This is a genomic window from Bradyrhizobium sp. 164 (assembly GCF_023073715.1).
GTDB lineage: Bacteria > Pseudomonadota > Alphaproteobacteria > Rhizobiales > Xanthobacteraceae > Bradyrhizobium.
The window spans coordinates 1-17796 of the sequence record NZ_JADPKA010000047.1 but is presented as its reverse complement, the minus strand read 5'-3'; the positions used below and the strand labels follow the sequence as shown (position 1 = coordinate 17796).

Annotated in this window: 14 protein-coding genes; 4 read left to right on the top strand and 10 right to left on the bottom strand. The window is 65.6% G+C overall.

The features are described from left to right. Window positions 1-150 precede the first annotated feature (150 nt). The 3 genes from IVB01_RS17250 (at window position 151) to IVB01_RS17240 (ending at window position 4224) form a co-directional block, all read left to right on the top strand. A complete protein-coding gene (locus tag IVB01_RS17250) occupies window positions 151-927 on the top strand; it encodes a phosphatase PAP2 family protein (protein ID WP_247276129.1) in 777 nt (258 codons plus the stop codon). 98 nt (window positions 928-1025) lie between these two features. Beyond that, window positions 1026-2363, top strand: a complete 1338-nt coding sequence (gene argG, locus IVB01_RS17245) for an argininosuccinate synthase (protein WP_247276130.1) — start codon at window positions 1026-1028, stop codon at window positions 2361-2363. 103 nt (window positions 2364-2466) lie between these two features. After that, a complete protein-coding gene (locus IVB01_RS17240; RefSeq protein WP_247276131.1) occupies window positions 2467-4224 on the top strand; it encodes an alkaline phosphatase in 1758 nt (585 codons plus the stop codon). Between the two features lie 66 nt (window positions 4225-4290). Here the strand turns inward: IVB01_RS17240 and IVB01_RS17235 are convergent, their stop codons facing one another. From IVB01_RS17235 to sdhC, 10 genes are all read right to left on the bottom strand, one after another. Beyond that, on the bottom strand, window positions 4291-6495 hold the full coding sequence (locus IVB01_RS17235; RefSeq protein WP_247276132.1) for an OmpA family protein: 2205 nt from the start codon (window positions 6493-6495) through the stop codon (window positions 4291-4293). A 186-nt stretch (window positions 6496-6681) separates the two neighbouring features. Then, on the bottom strand, window positions 6682-6924 hold the full coding sequence (locus tag IVB01_RS17230; RefSeq protein ID WP_247276133.1) for a hypothetical protein: 243 nt from the start codon (window positions 6922-6924) through the stop codon (window positions 6682-6684). 84 nt (window positions 6925-7008) lie between these two features. Further along, window positions 7009-7395, bottom strand: coding sequence for a VOC family protein (locus IVB01_RS17225; RefSeq protein ID WP_247276134.1), 387 nt, complete (start codon window positions 7393-7395; stop codon window positions 7009-7011). A 24-nt stretch (window positions 7396-7419) separates the two neighbouring features. Continuing rightward, entirely contained in the window at window positions 7420-8244 is an 825-nt protein-coding gene (locus IVB01_RS17220; protein ID WP_247276135.1) for an FkbM family methyltransferase, read from the bottom strand. 99 nt (window positions 8245-8343) lie between these two features. Next, window positions 8344-10302 carry an ABC transporter ATP-binding protein/permease gene (locus IVB01_RS17215; protein ID WP_247276136.1) on the bottom strand — a complete coding sequence of 653 codons (1959 nt, stop codon included), beginning with the start codon at window positions 10300-10302 and terminating at the stop codon, window positions 8344-8346. Window positions 10303-10355: 53 nt separating this feature from the next. Then, entirely contained in the window at window positions 10356-12488 is a 2133-nt protein-coding gene (locus IVB01_RS17210) for a hybrid sensor histidine kinase/response regulator (protein WP_247276137.1), read from the bottom strand. Between the two features lie 186 nt (window positions 12489-12674). Beyond that, a complete protein-coding gene (locus IVB01_RS17205; RefSeq protein WP_247276138.1) occupies window positions 12675-13457 on the bottom strand; it encodes a succinate dehydrogenase iron-sulfur subunit in 783 nt (260 codons plus the stop codon). A gap of 131 nt (window positions 13458-13588) precedes the next feature. Beyond that, a complete protein-coding gene (gene sdhA, locus IVB01_RS17200; protein ID WP_247449009.1) occupies window positions 13589-15424 on the bottom strand; it encodes a succinate dehydrogenase flavoprotein subunit in 1836 nt (611 codons plus the stop codon). Between the two features lie 3 nt (window positions 15425-15427). Continuing rightward, complete coding sequence (gene sdhD / locus IVB01_RS17195; RefSeq protein ID WP_247276140.1) at window positions 15428-15844, bottom strand: succinate dehydrogenase, hydrophobic membrane anchor protein; 417 nt, start codon at window positions 15842-15844, stop codon at window positions 15428-15430. Then, complete coding sequence (gene sdhC / locus IVB01_RS17190) at window positions 15841-16239, bottom strand: succinate dehydrogenase, cytochrome b556 subunit (protein ID WP_247421270.1); 399 nt, start codon at window positions 16237-16239, stop codon at window positions 15841-15843. The genes sdhD and sdhC overlap by 4 nt, the downstream gene beginning before the upstream one ends. A gap of 509 nt (window positions 16240-16748) precedes the next feature. Here sdhC and IVB01_RS17185 point away from each other — a divergent pair. Next, window positions 16749-17609 carry a sulfite exporter TauE/SafE family protein gene (locus tag IVB01_RS17185; protein ID WP_247276142.1) on the top strand — a complete coding sequence of 287 codons (861 nt, stop codon included), beginning with the start codon at window positions 16749-16751 and terminating at the stop codon, window positions 17607-17609. Window positions 17610-17796 lie beyond the last annotated feature (187 nt).

The following is a 17796-nucleotide window of genomic DNA, read 5'->3' as shown; positions in this document are numbered from 1 at the left end:
CCAGGGTCCACAGCCCCAACAACAGCAGGCCTGAACGAAACGAGAATTGTGTTACCCATGTCGTCGGTTTGAACTGTTACCCATGTCGCCGGTTGCTCAGGACCGCCGTTGGGGTTTTCATCTCCGCCCTGCTCCGCTAAACCGCGCGCCATGAACCGGACCGGACTCTTCATCGCCCTTTCGCTGTGGCTCGTGATCGGCCTTGTCTTCGGCCTCTATCCCGAGCTCGACCTCAAGCTCGCGTCGCTCTTCTTCGACGGCGAAACGAAAACCTTTCCGCTCAAGCTGAATGGCTGGGCCGGCGTCGCGCGTGATGCTGCGATGTGGGTCGCCTGGGCCTTCGTGCTGCCGTCGCTCGTGGCGCTCGTGGTCAAGATGATCAGGCCCGATCGTCCCTTGATGGTATCTGGGCGCGCGATCGTGTTCCTGCTGGTCACGATCATCCTGTCGGCCGGCATTCTGACCAACCTCACCTTCAAGACCTATTGGGGCCGCCCGCGTCCGGTGGTGGTGACCGAGTTCGCCGGCGATCAGCAATTCGTACCGTGGTGGGATCCGCGCGGCGGTTGCGCGCGCAACTGCTCGTTCTTCTCCGGCGAAGGCGCGACGGCATTCTGGACGCTGGCGCCGGCCGCGCTGGCGCCGCCGGCGTGGCGTCCGCTGGCCTATGCTGGAGCCGTGATCTTTGGCGCTGTCACGAGCGGGCTGCGCATGGCCTTCGGCGGGCACTTCTTCACCGATGTCTCGATTGCGGGCCTCGTGACCTTTGTGGTGATCTGGTTCGCCTACGCGCTGATCTACCGCTGGCCGCGGACACGGTTTTCAGATGAGGCGGTCGACGCCGCCCTGACGCGGCTGAACATGCCCGCCTACCGGATCCGCCAGCGCCTGTTCGGGCGCAAGACCGGTCCCGAGCCCTCGGTTTGAGCTATTATATTAAATGCGTGCCCACCCCTGCGAAATTTGATATTCGCGCGGGTCAAACCCGCCCCGACATCAGCCCTTGAGACCCGATTGGAAGCACCATGACCACGATCCTGAAAAGCCTGCCCAAGGGTGAGAAAGTCGGCATTGCTTTTTCGGGCGGCCTCGACACCTCTGCGGCGCTGCTCTGGATGAAGCAGAAGGGCGCACGCTGCTACGCCTACACCGCCAATCTCGGCCAGCCTGATGAAGCCGACTACAACGAGATTCCGCGCAAGGCGATGGAGTTCGGCGCCGAGAAGGCCCGGCTGGTCGATTGCCGCACGCAACTCGTCCACGAAGGCATCGCCGCGATCCAGTCGGGCGCCTTCCATATCTCAACCGGCGGCATCACCTATTTCAACACCACGCCTCTGGGGCGCGCCGTCACCGGCACGATGCTGGTCGCGGCGATGAAGGAGGACGGCGTCAACATCTGGGGCGACGGCTCGACCTTCAAGGGCAACGACATCGAGCGCTTCTACCGCTACGGCCTGCTGACCAATCCGAGCCTGAAGATCTACAAGCCCTGGCTCGACCAGCAGTTCATCGACGAGCTCGGCGGCCGCGCCGAAATGTCGGCGTTCATGACGGCCCAGGGCTTCGCCTACAAGATGAGCGCCGAGAAGGCGTATTCGACCGACAGCAATCTGCTCGGCGCCACGCACGAGGCCAAGGATCTCGAGAGCCTCGACAGCGGCATCAAGATCGTCAACCCGATCATGGGCGTGCCGTTCTGGCGCGACGACTGCGCCGTCAAGGCCGAGAAGGTCGTGGTGCGTTTCGAGGAAGGCCAGCCGGTTGCGCTCAACGGCCAGACCTTCTCTGATGCCGTCGCGCTGTTCCTCGAGGCCAACGCCATCGGCGGCCGCCACGGCCTCGGCATGAGCGACCAGATCGAGAACCGCATCATCGAAGCCAAGAGCCGCGGCATCTATGAGGCGCCCGGCATGGCGCTCTTGCACATCGCCTATGAGCGCCTCGTCACCGGCATCCACAACGAGGACACCATCGAGCAGTACCGCATCAGCGGCATGCGCCTCGGCCGGCTGCTCTATCAGGGCCGCTGGTTCGACTCGCAGGCCCTGATGCTGCGCGAGACCGCGCAGCGCTGGGTCGCGCGCGCCGTCAGCGGCGAAGTCGCGCTGGAGCTGCGCCGCGGCAACGACTACTCGATCCTCAACACCGAGAGCCCCAATCTCACCTACGCGCCCGAGCGGCTCAGCATGGAGAAAGTCGAGGACGCAGCCTTCACGCCGGCCGACCGAATCGGCCAGCTCACCATGCGCAACCTCGACATCGCCGACACGCGCACCAAGCTAAAACTCTACAGCGACACCGGGCTGCTGTCGGGTAGCGAAGGCTCGCAGATCTTCCGGCTGGAGAGCGACAAGGATTGAGCCCTTTGTCGCCCCAATCGGGCGATGCACGACATAATGACGGTGTCATTGACGGCCGCTAGGCTCCTTGCTTCCCCGGAATGGGCAGCGCGGAGCATCGAACATGGTCAAGCAGTCGGCCGTCGCCTCTCTCATCGTCCTTCTTTGGACAACGCCAGTGTCGGCGCAGACGATCTATCCGATTGATCGTGCCGAGATCCTGGCCGGAGCTCAATTCGATTTTAAGGTCGAACTCCCCGGGCCGGTTGACCCGGCCAAGTTGAAGGTGACGGTGAACGGCGCAGATTACGCAATCGCGTTCGGCCGCTCCGGGACTTTCGTCGATCGCGAGGACGGCAAGGAACAGTCGGCCCTCGTCCTGCGCGACGTTACACTGACCACGCCCGGCAGCATTGCTGTGGACGTGAGCGACGGCACGCGCCAGCGCAGCGTCACATGGACGGTCTACGACACGGGTCCGCGCAAGGCGAAGAACGTCATCCTGTTCATCGGTGATGGTATGTCGCCGGCCCATCGGGTCGCAGCCCGCATCCTGTCCAAGGGCATTTCGGAGGGCAAAAGCCCCGGCAAGCTCGCCATCGACGACATGCCTCACATGGCACTGGTGGCGACTGCGGGCTCGGACTCGATCATCACGGACTCCGCGAATTCGGCCAGCGCTTATGCGACCGGGCACAAGAGCGCCGTCAACGCTTTGGGCGTCTATGCGGATCGCACCGCAAGCCCGTTTGACGATCCCCGGGTCGAAACGATCACGAGCCTCGCCAGGAGGCGGCTCGACATGGCGATCGGTATCGTCACCAATACCGAGATCGAGGACGCGACGCCGGCGGCGATGCTTGCGCACACCCGCCGGCGCGCCGCCTATGACGAGATCGTCGAGCAATTCTTCGCGGCGAAGCCGGATGTGCTGATGGGCGGCGGCAGCGCAAATTTTCTGCCGAAATCCGCCGCCGGCTCGAAACGCAAGGACGAGACCGATTACATCGCGAAGTTTCGCGATGCAGGCTATCAGGTGGCGACGACCGCGCGTGAGCTCGGCGCTTTCGCGGCCAAGCCGGAGACGGGCAAGCTGCTCGGCCTCTTCGCCACGGGAAACATGGACGGCGCACTGGACCGCAAATTCCTGAAGGGCGGCGGCGTCAGGAAATTCCCCGAGCAGCCCGACCTGACCGAGCAGGTGCAGGCGGCGCTGAAACTCTTGTCGCGGAATGAGGCCGGTTTCTTCCTGATGGTCGAGTCCGGGATGATCGACAAATACGCGCATTTGCTCGACATGGAGCGAGCCGTCTACGACACGATCATGCTCGACAATGCTGTGCGCCAGACACGTGAATGGGCGCATGCGCGTGGCGACGACACCCTCATTCTGGTGGTGGCGGACCACAATCATCCCAACAGCCTCGTCGGTACGGTGAATGATGACATGGGCACTGCGGCCAACGTGCCGCTGCGCGAGCGCGTCGGCGTCTACGAGCAGGCCGGATTTCCCAATTATCCGGCTGCGGATGCGGAGGGCTATCCGGCACGCGTGGACGTGAGCCGGCGGCTCGCCATCTTCTCGGCCAGTCTGCCGGACCATTACGAGACGTTCCGCCCGAAGCTCGACAATCCCAACGAGCCGACCGTGAAGGGTGGCGAGGACGGGACCTTCAAGGCCAACGACAAATACAAGGATGTTCCAGGCGTCGTGCTGCGCCCGGGCAATCTGCCGGCGATGATCGGCGCCAGTGTGCATTCGGGTGAGGACGTCATCCTCACGGCGGCAGGGCCAGGCAACGATGGTGTGCGCGGTTCGATGGACAATACCGAGGTCTTTCGCCTCATGGTCGACGCGCTTGGGCTGGCCGCTCGGCCGTAGCGGCGATGCTGTCCAAACAAAAATGGCCGGGATCGCTCCCGGCCATTTGCGTTCGTATGCTTCGTCTCAGCGCGGCGGCGCGGTGCCGGGCGGGGGCGGCGGCAGCGAGGCCTGGCCGCCATTGAGCAGCGGTGTGATGCGGCGGATGGTGACGCGCCGGTTGATCAGGCTCGGCCCTTGCGTCTGCTCCTTCAGATACTGCTCGCCGTAGCCTTGCGACGTCAGGTTCTCCGCGGGCACACCGAATTGCTGCGTCAGCAATTCGGCCGCCGACTGCGCGCGGCGGTCCGACAGCGATAGATTGTCGACCTCGTTGCCGACCGCGTCAGTATGTCCCTCGATCAGGAACACCTCGCGCGGGTTGCGCTGAATCGCCTGGTTGAGGCCGTCGGCGATCACCTGCAGCCGTGCCGCCTGGTCCGGCGGGATGGTCCACGATCCGGTCTCGAAGTTGATCGTGTTGACGTCGATGCTCGGCATCTGCATGCGAACATTGGGGCTGTAGCGGATCTCGTCGAGCGAGTAACGCCGATCGATCCGCTGCACCGGCGGTGCCTGCATGGTCGCGTAGATCACGTCCGGCGACGCCTCCTGGGCATCGACGATGTAGCGATCATAGGGAATGTTGACCACCGGCGGCGGCACGTCGACATAGAACCCGCCGATCGCGCGCGGATCCCGGTAGCTGTTGTCGATGATGACGATCTCGCGCCCGCCGGGATCCCTGCGGATTCGGCGCAGCAGCGAACCGTCCGCACCGACCACGGTGATCACCTCGCTGCCGTCAGGGCGGACCACGACGGTGCGGGTTTCGCCGCCGACTGTGTCGGTGCGGATGTCGCGGGCGCCGTAGCGGAAGCGATAGAGATCGTTGCCGCGGACATAGGCCTGCCCGCCCGGATCGCGGATGATGATGCGATCCGGCTCGGTATAGACGGTACGGCCGCCTTCGACGACCTCACGCCGCTGGTTGTGGAGGTCGGCGATGGTGGCGCCGATCGCGACGCCGGCCACCACGCCTGCGCCGATCGCGAGCGGCGTCAGGTCACGCTGCGGCGGACGCGGCGGAGGCGGCAATGGTGCTGCTACGGTGGGCGCGGCCCGGAAGGCCGGCGCAACCGTGGGCGGAGCGTATTGCGCCCGGTTCGGCGGTGGTGCTGCGGCTGCCGTGCCAGGGACGACACTTGGTGCCGCGGCACCGGCGGGAGGCGCCGGCGGCCGGGCCGGGGCGCCGGCTTGCGGCGACGCGGGCGGAGCTCCGGCAGCGGGCGCACCCGCAGGCGGCGTACCGCCCTGAGGGCCAGGCGTTGGTGTCGCGCCCGGGGCTGGTGTTGCGCCGGGAGCAGGCGTCGATGCTGCACCGGGACGTCCGGGCAGCGGCGTCGGGGTGCCGGCGCCTGGTGACGGTGTCGCCGTTGGAGCGGGCGTTGCGCCGGGAGCTGGCGATCCTGCAGCCGGTGGCGCGCCCGGGCGTCCCGGCGGCGGCGCACCCGGGCGTCCAGCCGGCGGCGCGCCGGGCGTGCTCCCGGGAGCCGGCGTCGCGGTCGGCGCAGGCGTCGGGGCTGGTGACGCAGTCGGTGCAGGCGCGGCGGTCGGGGCAGGCGCGCCAGGTCGTGCCGGCGGCGCTGCGGGCGAAGGCGAAGGCGTCGCCGTCGGGCGGCCTTGAGGCGCTGCTGCGGGCGGGGCCGGTGGCGTCGGCGCCGGGCGTGCGCCGGACGGTGCCGGAGGCGGCGTATGCGGCTGCGCGGCAGGAGGCGGCGTTGGTGTCGGGCGAGCTGCAGGCGGCGGTGGCGTCGGCGCATGCTGCTGCGGAGCTGCGGCGGGAGGCGGCGTGGGAGCCGGACGTGCTGCAGGCGGTGCCGGAGGGGGCGGTGTCGGCGCATGCTGCTGTGGCGCCGCAGCCGGCGGCGGCGAAGGCTGCTTCGGTGCGGCAGGCGGCGGAGGTGGCGGCGGCGGAGCCGGACGGGCCGCAGGTGGAGGCGGAGGCGGCGCTGTCGGGCGCGGCGGTGCGGCGGCGGGCGGCGGCGCGGCGGGTGGATGGGGCGGTGCAGCCGCGGGCGGCGGTGCGGCCGGGCGCGCGGGCGCTGCAGGCGGCGCGGCCGCTGGCGGTCCCTTCGGAGGCTGCTTCGGTTTTCCGTCAGGGCCAGTCTCTTGTGGCTGGGCCTGCGCGACGACGAGCGGCGGCGCACTTTGCGCATGCGATGCGGAGCTTGCGAATTGCATCGCGGTCAGAGCCGTCGTTGCAAGCAGCACGAGACGAAGGTTGGTCATGGTGGTGAACTTCCCCGGAAGGTTCTTTGACGAAGTGTTGGGATGAACAGCTACGCGTTAGGCCGGAATGTGGCGGGCCAAGCGGTCGGGGCCCGATTTATTTCTGCACGCAAATAACTTCATTATGACGACGTTCATTGCGCATTCAGACGCAGGTTGCAATCGCCCCGCATGTGATCGCTCGCCTCATGTGGGATCTCCCGGCGAACGCGCGTCCGTTGCGGGATTGGGCGTGAGCGGTCCGTTCGGCCCGCGTCGTGGAATCTCTTCGGGAACATGGCCGGGCAATTCATCCGGCCGCGGTGTTTCGCCGGGCTCGCGCATCGGCGGCGTGATGTCGGGCTGCGGATTGCCCGGCGGAATTCCAGGAGGCGGCTCGGTTGGAGTGCCCGGTGTTGTCGGTGGAATCTCTGGCGGCTCGATTGGCATCGGCACCTTCGTGATCAATGGCCCAGAGAACGATAACGATGATGCCGTGCCGATGTTCCCTGTTCGCGGGGTATGGAGCGCGGCTTATTCCGGTGCGTGGCAGACGGCCTCGATGTTGTGCCCGTCGGGATCGAGCACGAAGGCGCCGTAATAGTTCGCATGATAATGCGGGCGGATGCCGGGCGGCCCGTTGTCGCGTCCGCCCGCCGCTATCGCCGCCTTGTAGAACGCGTCCACCGTGGCGCGGTCCTTGGCTGCGATCGCGATGTGCACCGGCTTGTTCATCGCGCCTTCGCCGCCGAACCAGAAATCCGGCTTGCCGTCGGCGCCGAACCCTGCGGCTGCGGCGTGCCCGGTTTGCTCTGCCGTCACTTCCATGATCAGGCTGTAACCGAGCGGCGCCAGCGCCTTGGCGTAGAACGCCTTGGCGCGCTCATAGTCGGAGACCGAGAATCCCATGTGATCCAGCATCGCAACCTCCGTTGTTCGTCCCTGTCAGCGCGACAGGAACGTATTGCTGCGCGTCTTGCGCGCGATGGCAAAGCCGCGCGCCACCATGTCGGCAATACAATCCTGCTGCCATTCGTTTTGTGACAGGTGTTCGATCACCACGGCGCGGGGCCACAGCGATGGCGGCGCGTCGCGGAAGAAGCGGATCAGCACGCGGTCCTCGAAGCCTTCGACATCGATCTTGAGCGAATCGATCTGCGTGACGCCGGCCTCGTCGAGGATACGGGTCAGGCGCAGCGAGGGGACCTTGATCGCATCAGCGCTCGCCGTGCCGGTGACGACGTGCGTGGCACCGAGATTACCGCCGCCGCTCTCGATCATCAGCTCGCCGTCGCTGTCACCGGCAGCGGCCTGCACCAGGCGCACCTGCATCGCGTTCGATGCGGCGTGATTGAACGCGAGCCGCGCAAACGTCGTCGGATGCGGCTCGATCGCCACGACCTTGCCTGTGGTGCCGACCTGCCGCGCCATCACCAGCGCAAACGTGCCGACATTGGCGCCGACGTCGACGAATGTGCCGCCCGCCGGGGTGTGCTCACGCAGGAAATCGAGCTCGTCGAGATTGTAGTCGGGATTGAACAGCGCACCGCGCTCGGTCGCGCTGCCCTGGTGATAGAAGCGGAACGAAGCGCCCTGATATTGCACGTCGACCGGGCCGCCGCGCAGCAGATTGACCAGCCGCGACATCCAGGGCCGGAATGCGCCGCGCTTCAGCCCGGACTGTTGGGCCAGGCGAATGAGAGCGGCCTGCGCCGCGTTCGGCGCAAACGCGCCGAACGGCGCGGACGAAGGGGCGTTGTCGGTCGTCAAGCAGGCGGTCCTTATTGCAAGCGGCGCATGCATAGCCGGTTTTGCGAGGGACTCCAACGCTCGATGCGGGTCATAACGGCCGGGACGGCGCAAAGAGAGTCACGCCGCCTTCTTCGGCGGGGCCATGCGCTGGCGCAGGAAGCGGCCGAGCAGCCTGCGCTTGCCCTTGCGCGGGATTAGTTCGACGTCGCTGACGAGCTTGGCGCCGCCCTTGCGGCGCTCCAGCACAATCTTGCGGCTGTGGAAAGCCTCCAGCTCGGCGCGATGTGCGACGCTGACGATGGTCGCCTTCGGCAGCTCGTCGGTGACCATCTTCATCATCTTGTCCTGGCTCTTCTCGTCGAGCGCGGATGTGGCCTCATCGAGCACGATGATGTCGGGACTGTGCAGCAGCAGCCGCGCAAATGCGAGGCGCTGCTTCTCGCCGCCTGATAGCGTCTGGTCCCATGGCGCCTCCTCCTCGATCTTGTCCTTGAGGTGATCGAGGCCGACCTTGCGCAGGGCCTTGCCGATCTCCTCGATCGTCCAATCGTCAGCGGCGCCGGGATAGGCCACCGCGCGGCGCAACGATCCCGAGGGTACGTAGGGCCGCTGCGGCAGCATGAACAGCCGCCGGTCGGGATGGAAATTGACGCTGCCGCCGCCCCACGGCCATAACCCCGCAATGGCGCGCACCAGCGTGCTCTTGCCGGTGCCGGATTCGCCGGCGACCAGAAGCCGCTCGCCCGGCTCGATCACCACCTCTGTCTCGCCGACCACGGCGGTGCCGTCGTCCAGCGTGACAGAAAGGTCTTTCAACTCCAGCATGGCGTCATTGCTGGTCTCGCCGCGCTTGATGCGGCCAAGCCCATCGCCTTGCTCGGCACGTTCGAGACCATCGAGCGACATCATCAGTGAGGCGATGCGCCGCGCGCAGGCGTTCCAGTCGGCGAGTCGCGGATAATTGTCGACCAGCCAGCCGAACGCGCTCTGCACGATGGTGAAGGCGGAGGCCGCCTGCATGACCTGTCCCAGCGTCATGCTGCCGTCGAGGAATTTTGGCGCACAGAGCAGGAGGGGGACCACGGGCGCGACGAGGCTGGAGCCCTGCGAGACAAGCGTCGTCCGCATGTGCTGTCCGGCCAGGCGCGCCCATTGCCGAAGTACGCTGGTGAAATTGCGGTCGATGCCGTCGCGCTCCTCCTGTTCGCCGCCGAGCAGCGCGATGCTCTCGCCATGTTCGCGCACGCGCGTCAGCGTGTAGCGGAAATCGGCTTCGGCCTGGTTCTTGTCCTCGGAGACCTGCACGAAGCGGCGGCCGATCACCAGGATCGAGCTGGAGGCGATCGCGGCGTAGAGGATCGCGGCGATCACCAGGAAGCCGGGAATGGTGAGGCTTAAGCCGCCGAGCCTGACGGTGAGTGCGCCGCCGATGGTCCAGAGCACGATGATGAAGGTCACGGCCGACAGCAGCGCGGACGTGACGCCGGCGAGGAAATCGACCGGCGAGTCGGTCGCAATGCGCAGATCCTCGGCGATGCGGTATTCGGGATTCTTGTGGTCGCCGCCGACGAGGTTAAGCTGATAATAGCGGCCGTTGGCGAGCCAGCGCGTCAGCACGCTGCTCGTGAGCCAGGCTCGCCAGCGCCGCTGGATGCTCATCCGCGCGAACACCTGGGCGACGCCGAGCACGATGCTGCCGATTGCGAGCGGGAAGAACAGCGCCGTGAGATGGAAGACGCTCGTCGCATCGCGCTTCTCGATGGCGTCGAAGATCGCGCGATTCCAGACGTTGATGCCGTATTGGAAGCCGACGGTCAGGACGATCAGCATGCCGAGGCCGATCGAGAACGGCCAGGCCATGGGATCGCCGTTACGGCCCCAGAAGCCGCGCGCGCTGATCCAGAAGCGCGTCAGCAGATAGTCCTTGCGGGCCTGCTCGGCTTCTTCGGGCGACAGTTCGGGGTCCGGTTCGAGCAGTTCGGGCGGCGGCGGCGCCACGTCATCGCCGTTCTCGCCTTTGATCTCGACAATGGACGGATTCTTGCCCTGTTCGCGTTTCGTGGCCGGCTTGTGCATGGGCGGACAACGCAAAGGAAATCAAACGGTTCCCTTGGGTTCCGAGCGCCGGTTCATTCGGCGGCGCCGTCCCGGACGCGCCGCAGCCGGGCGGTCCGGTGGAGCACGCGCGACAATTCTTCGATCGAATAGGGCTTCTGCACGAGATCGAACTCGGCGGCGCCATCCTGGGATAGAGCCTGGCTGTAGCCCGTGGTCAGCACGACCGGCACGCAGATGCCACGGTCGCGGACCGCCTGCGCCAGGTCGAGCCCGGTCATCCCAGGCATCACCACGTCCGAGAACACGACGTCGAAACGATCGGCGTCCACGACGAGCTCGGCAAGCGCATCGGTCGCATTGTCGACCAGCGTGATGCTGTAACCGAGCTCGGTCAGCCCGTCGGCGGCAAAATTGGCGAGCTCGATGTTGTCCTCGACCACCAGCACCGACATGCCGCTGCCGGCCACCGCCGGCGCCGTGCTCGGCGCCTGCCGCTGCGGCCGCAGCTCCAGCGGCACGCGCGGCAGATAGAGCGAGAAGGTGCTGCCTTGTCCCACCTCGCTCGTGACCGTCACCTCGCCGCCGGATTGCCGGGCGAAACCGAACACCTGGGACAGGCCGAGACCGGTGCCGTGGCCGACCTGCTTGGTGGTGAAGAACGGCTCGAAGATGCGCCCGAGCCGCGCCGCAGGAATGCCGATCCCGGTGTCGCGGACGGTGACGCTTATGTAGCCATGGGCGCCGGGGGCCAGCGTATCCGGAATGGTCGTCGCGGCCTCGACCTCGAAGGTGATCCTGCCCTTTCCCTGCATGGCATCGCGCGCATTGGTCGCCATGTTGATCAGCGCCGTCTCGAACTGGCCGGCATCGGCGTTGACGAGGCAGGGTTCGGCCGGCAGCCGCGTGACGATCTCGATGGCGGGCCCGAGCAGCGTTGCCAGCATGTCATGCAGCGACTGCATCCGCTGTCCGACATCAAACACTTCCGGCTTCAGGGTCTGGCGCCGCGCGAAGGCGAGGAGCTGCGAGGTCAGCTTGGCGGCGCGCGCAACTGCGTCCGCGATGGCCGTGATGTAGCGCTGCCGCCGCTCCTCGGTCAGTTGCGGGCGATTCAGCAGGTCGACCGAGGCGCGGATCACCGTCAGCAGATTGTTGAAGTCGTGCGCGACGCCGCCGGTGAGCTGCCCGAGCGCCTCCAGGCGCTGACTGTGCTTGAGCGCGTCCTCGGCTTCTCGCCGCGCTGCGGCCTCGGCCTGGAGATGCTGGGTGCGGCGGAACGCGAAGGCGAGCAGCAGGAAGAGCAGCGCCGTCGCGGGAATGCCGAACACCAGATGCTGGCCCATGGTGGCGAACCAGCGTGCCCGGATGGCCGAGCTTTCGAGCCCGGCGCTGACATAGATCGGATATTCGGCGATGCGCCGGTAGCCGATGCGGCGCTCAATCCCGTCCAACGGCCAGGCGATGGTCATGAGGCCGTGCTCGGGGCTTGTCGCGATCTTTTGGCCAACCGGGCCACCCGGATCGAGCCGCAGGTCGTGGTCGAGCCGCGGGAAATGCGCGAGCAGTGCGCCGTCCGTGCGTCCCATTGCGAAGAAGCTGCCGGGATCGGAGCCGATCCTGGCATAAAAGCTCTCGAAATATTCCGGCAGGACCGAGGCCTGGATCACGCCGATGAAGCGGCCGTCATCGGCATCGCGGCGCCGGCTCACGCCGAAGAAGCGGGCGCCCTGATAGGGCGGGCGTGGCGTCAGCGCCGTGCCGATGAAGGTGCCGATGCTCTGGTCGACGTGGGCATAGAAGTAGTCGCGGTCCGCAAAGCTCAGCTCCGGCGGCGGCGAGACGAGGCTGTTGACCAGCGCTTTTCCGTCCGCATCGAAGATCCAGGCCGATTTCAGCTGCGGCAGCGAATCGGTCAGCCGCTTCAGGCGACGGTGCAAAGCCGGTTCGCGCGCGCGGATGGTTTCGTCGGAAAGGCTGCGCACGACCTCGTTGAGCTCGGCAAGGCTGCGGTCGATGGTTTCAAATACCTTGAGCGCATGCTCATGCGCGACGTCGAGGGTGCGCTCGATCTCGCGGTCGGCGATGTCATTCGTCGATGTGTAGGAGATCGTGGCGGCGATGGCGAACAGCGCAATCGGCAGCGCCAGGGATGCCGCCATCATCCACTGCAACAGTTTCAGCGAATTGCGTTGCGCCCTCTGCACAGTCGCTCCGTCCCTGGCCGGAGCTTAACTGAATCACGCGCAGGGAAGGAAGCAGCTTCTGCTGGAACCTTTGGTTGTGGACCGAAAATTTGCGCGCGCAGCGGGCTGAAGAAAATTCTCCTCGAATTGCGTGCGATCGCAGCATACCCCGGCCAGCCCGGCCGGGGCGGGACCATCAATTTCGACTCAGATCTGGCGCTCGACCATCTTGAGCTTGAGCTCGGCGATGGCTTCCGCGGGGTTCAGGCCCTTCGGGCAGGCCTTGGCGCAGTTCATGATGGTGTGGCAGCGATAGAGGCGGAATGGATCCTCGAGATTGTCGAGCCGCTCGCCGGTCGCTTCATCGCGCGAATCGGACACCCAGCGGTTGGCCTGAAGCAGCGCGGCGGGGCCGAGATAGCGCTCGCTGTTCCACCAATAGCTCGGGCAGGAGGTCGAGCAGCAGGCACACAGGATGCACTCGTAGAGGCCGTCAAGCTTCTCGCGATCCTCGTGGCTCTGGCGCCATTCCTTCTGCGGCGTCGGCGAGGTCGTCTTCAGCCACGGCTCGACCGAGGCGTACTGCGCGTAGAAATTGGTGAGGTCGGGAACGAGGTCCTTGACGACCGGCTGATGCGGCAGCGGGTTGATCTTCACCGCGCCGTCCTTCACGTCGTGCATCGAGCGGGTGCAGGCCAGCGTGTTCTGGCCGTCGATGTTCATGGCGCAGGAGCCGCAGACGCCTTCGCGGCAGGAGCGGCGGAAGGTCAGCGACGGATCGATGTGGTTCTTGATCCAGATCAGGCCGTCCAGCACCATCGGACCGCAATCATTGGTGTCGACGTAATAGGTGTCGACGCTCGGATTCTTGCCGTCGTCCGGATTCCAGCGATAGACCCTGAACTCGCGGAGCTCGGTGGCCCCCGCGGGCTTCGGCCAGGTCTTGCCGCCAGTGATCTTGGAGTTCTTCGGAAGTGCGAATTCAACCATAAGTCCTGCCTCTGGTTTCTTCCGTCATGCGCGGGCTCGACCCGCGCATCCATCTTTAAAGGATGGATCGCCGGGTCATCAGGTTTGAAGACGACGCTTCGCGCCTTTTGCCCGGCAATGACAAGCAATGATCAATACACGCGCGCCTTCGGCGGGATGTACTGCACGTCGTTGGTCATGGTGTAGTTGTGAACGGGGCGGTACTCGATCTTGACCTTGCCGGATTCGTCCAGCCAGGCCAGCGTGTGCTTCATCCAGTTCTTGTCGTCGCGTTCGGAGAAATCCTCGCGCGCATGAGCGCCGCGGCTCTCGGTGCGGTTGGCGGCCGAGTTCATCGTCACCACCGCCTGCGAGATCAGATTGTCGAATTCGAGCGTCTCGACGAGGTCCGAATTCCACACCAGCGAGCGGTCGGACACCGCGATGTCGGTGATGCCGCTGTGGACCTTCTGGATCAGGTTCTGGCCTTCGCTCAACACCTCGCCGGTGCGGAACACCGCGCAATTGTTCTGCATCACGTGCTGCATGCCTTCACGCAGCTTCGCCGTCGGCGTACCGCCGGAGGCGTAGCGGTAATGATCGAGCCGGCCGAGCGCGAGGTCAGCCGAGTTCGCCGGCAGCTCGGGCTGCTTGGCGTTGGGCGTGAGCTTCTCGGCGAGGCGGAGCGCCGCGGCGCGGCCAAACACGACGAGATCGATCAGCGAGTTGGAGCCGAGGCGGTTGGCGCCGTGCACGGAGACGCAGGCGGCTTCACCGATCGCCATCAGGCCCGGGATGATGGCGTTGTCATCGCCATCCTTCTTGGTCAGCACCTCGCCGTGATAGTTCGTGGGGATGCCGCCCATGTTGTAGTGCACGGTCGGCACGATCGGGATCGGCTCGCGCGTCACGTCGACATTGGCGAAGATCTTCGCGGATTCGGAGATGCCCGGCAGCCGTTCGGCCAGCACCGCGGGATCGAGATGGTCGAGGTGCAGGAAGATGTGGTCCTTCTTCTTGCCGACGCCGCGCCCTTCGCGGATCTCGATGGTCATTGCGCGCGAGACGACGTCACGTGAGGCGAGATCCTTGGCCGACGGCGCATAGCGCTCCATGAAGCGCTCGCCCTCGAAGTTAACGAGATAGCCGCCTTCGCCGCGCGCGCCCTCAGTGACGAGACAGCCCGATCCGTAGATGCCGGTCGGGTGGAATTGGACGAACTCCATGTCCTGCATCGGCAGGCCGGCGCGCAGCACCATGCCGCCGCCATCGCCGGTGCAGGTATGCGCCGAGGTGCAGGAGGCATAGGCGCGGCCATAGCCGCCGGTGGCCAGGATCGTGGTCTGGGCGCGGAAGCGGTGCAGCGTGCCGTCGTCGAGCTTGAGCGCGATGACGCCGCGGCAGGTGCCCTGGTCGTCCATGATCAGGTCGATGGCGAAGAACTCGATGAAGAACTCGGCCGCGTGGCGCAGCGACTGGCCGTACATCGTGTGGAGCATGGCGTGGCCGGTGCGGTCGGCGGCGGCGCAGGTGCGCTGCGCCTGGGCCTTGCCGAACTCGGTCGTCATGCCGCCGAACGGGCGCTGGTAGATCTTGCCGTCCTCGGTGCGTGAGAACGGCACGCCCCAATGCTCGAGCTCGTAGACCGCTTCGGGCGCGTTGCGCACCATGTATTCGATCGCGTCCTGGTCACCGAGCCAATCCGACCCCTTGACGGTGTCGTACATGTGCCAGCGCCAGTCGTCCTTGTGCATGTTGCCGAGCGAGGCGGAGATGCCGCCCTGCGCAGCGACCGTGTGCGAGCGGGTGGGAAACACTTTTGTGATGCAGGCGGTGCGCAGGCCGGCTTCGCTGCAGCCGACCACGGCGCGCAGGCCCGCGCCGCCGGCGCCGACCACGACGACGTCATAGGTGTGGTCTTCGATCGGATAGGCTTTGCCGTTGGTGGCGGGAGCGCCCTTGCCCGAGCCATTCGTTGTGGTGGCCATGGGTTACACTCCGGATGACAGTTTCAGGATCGCGTAGGTCGAGGCGAGCGCCACGGCGACCGAGAAGAAGTTGTTGAGCATGATGGCGGTGAGCTTCAGCTTCTCGTTATGGACGTAGTCCTCGATCACCACCTGCATGCCGATCTTCATGTGCCAGGCGCTGGCGATGATGAAGAGGAGCAGGATCACCGCGACAGGAATGGAGCTGAGAATCTGCGCAGCGCCGACCTGGTTGCGGCCGAGCAGCATCATGATGATCACCAGCACCGGGATCATCAGCAGCGTCATCGCGACGCCGGTGATGCGCTGGCGCCAGAAATCGGACGTGCCCGAATGCGCGGCGCCGAGATTGCGGACGCGGCCAAGCGGGGTGCGCATCGAGGGACGCTGCGGCGAGCCGTGGGATTCGTCAAAACTCATCGGCCGCCTCCAATCGCATAGGCGATGATCCAGATCAGCACCGTGAGAGCGATGCCGCCGATCAGGGCGCCCCAGGTCAGCGCTTCCCGCTCATTGGCCTTGAAGCCGTAGCCGAGGTCCCACACGAAATGCCGGATGCCGCTGAGCATATGATGCATCAGCGCCCAGGTGTAGCCGAACACGATCAGCCGGCCGATGATGCTGCCGGCGAAGGCCTGGACATGGCCGTAGGCGGCCGGACCGGAGGCTGCGGCAACCAGCCACCAGACCAGCAGCAGGGTTCCGACATAGAGGGCGATACCGGTGCCGCGATGGACGATGGACAGCGCCATCGTCAGCGTCCAGCGGTAGACTTGCATGTGTGGCGAGAGCGGTCGTTCGATCCGTGCGGTCATGGGCTTTGATGTTTATTGCGGCCCAACAGAAGGGCGCGTGGGGATCGGAAAGGTCGGCTCTATTTACGGAGTCGATTTCGCCTGCGCAATCACCAAATGGCCATAAATCGAACGCGAGTTCAGCTCTAGAGCCTTGATGAAACAAGGCCAATCAGAGGCTTGGTATACCAGAGCGAAGGCCTACCAACGAAACATCGGATCTTCGTTCATCCTTTGCGGGCGTCGGCGCGGTCCATTGAAATCACTGTTGGAACGCCTCTAAGCGATGCTGGTTTGAATCGCGCTCGAGCCAGCCAGTTCATGACGCCGGAAGCACCTCGGGCGAACCACAAGGCATGTCCAATTCTGCCGTGCGCACCGACTTTCCGCGCGATGGCGGATATGCGCGTCCTGCATCCCACCCGAGGCGGCAGGCGCGGCGTGTCGACCGGACAAATCAGATCTTCTACAGCTGGGCCAGCAGCCGATCCGAGCGGAGGTTTCGGGGTCGATGCCGGAGCAGGTCAGGGGTGATTGCAGGTCTTGATATCAAGGAGATCATCGAGCTCGTGCTGTTGCTGATTGCAACCGGCGCACTCTCGGGATTCCTGGCCGGCGTGTTCGGCATCGGCGGCGGCGCGATCCTCGTGCCGGTGCTCTACGAATGCTTCCGCATCGTCGGCGTGCCGCTAGAGGTGCGGATGCCGCTCTGCATCGGCACCTCGCTAGCGATCATCATCCCGACCTCGCTTCGCTCGTTCCAGGCGCATTACCGGCGCGGCGCGGTCGACATGGCGATCCTGCGCCTCTGGTGGCTGCCAATCGTCATTGGCGTCGTCGCCGGCAGCGTGGTGGCGCGCTACGCGCCGGAGCGGCTGTTCAAGATCGTGTTCGTCTGCGTCGCCTACGCCGCTGCGGCGAGGCTCGTCTTCGCGCGCGAGAGCTGGAAGCTCGGCGGCGATCTGCCGAAGGGCGGGTTGATGCGGGTCTACGGCTTCTGCGTCGGCATCCTCTCGACGCTGATGGGCATCGGCGGCGGCCTGTTCTCCAACCTGCTGATGACGTTCTACGGCCGTCCGATCCATCAGGCGGTCGCGACCTCATCGGCGCTCGCCGTGCTGATCTCGATCCCCGGCGCGCTCGGCTACGTCTATGCTGGCTGGCCGGCCGCGGCGACCTATCCGGCCATCGTAGCGCTGCAAGTTCCGTTCGCGCTCGGCTACGTCTCGCTGATCGGCGCCGCGCTGGTGATGCCGATGAGCCTCGTCACCGCGCCGCTTGGTGTAAGAGCCGCCCATGCGATGTCGAAGCGAACGCTGGAAGTCGCGTTCGGCTGCTATCTGTTCATCGTGGGCAGCCGGTTTGTGCTGAGCCTGTTGGGCGGACAGTAGCTACACACTCCCGCATTGCGAGCGAAGCAATCCAGAATCTTTCAACAATCGCAGTCTGGATTGCTTCGTCGCAAGGGCTCCTCGCAATTGTGCATGTTCACTAATTCGCTGATTGGATCGCTCCAGCGGAGGACGATCCGATGCGCGACAACAGCTATGACCGGACGATTGAGCGCAACTATCTGCA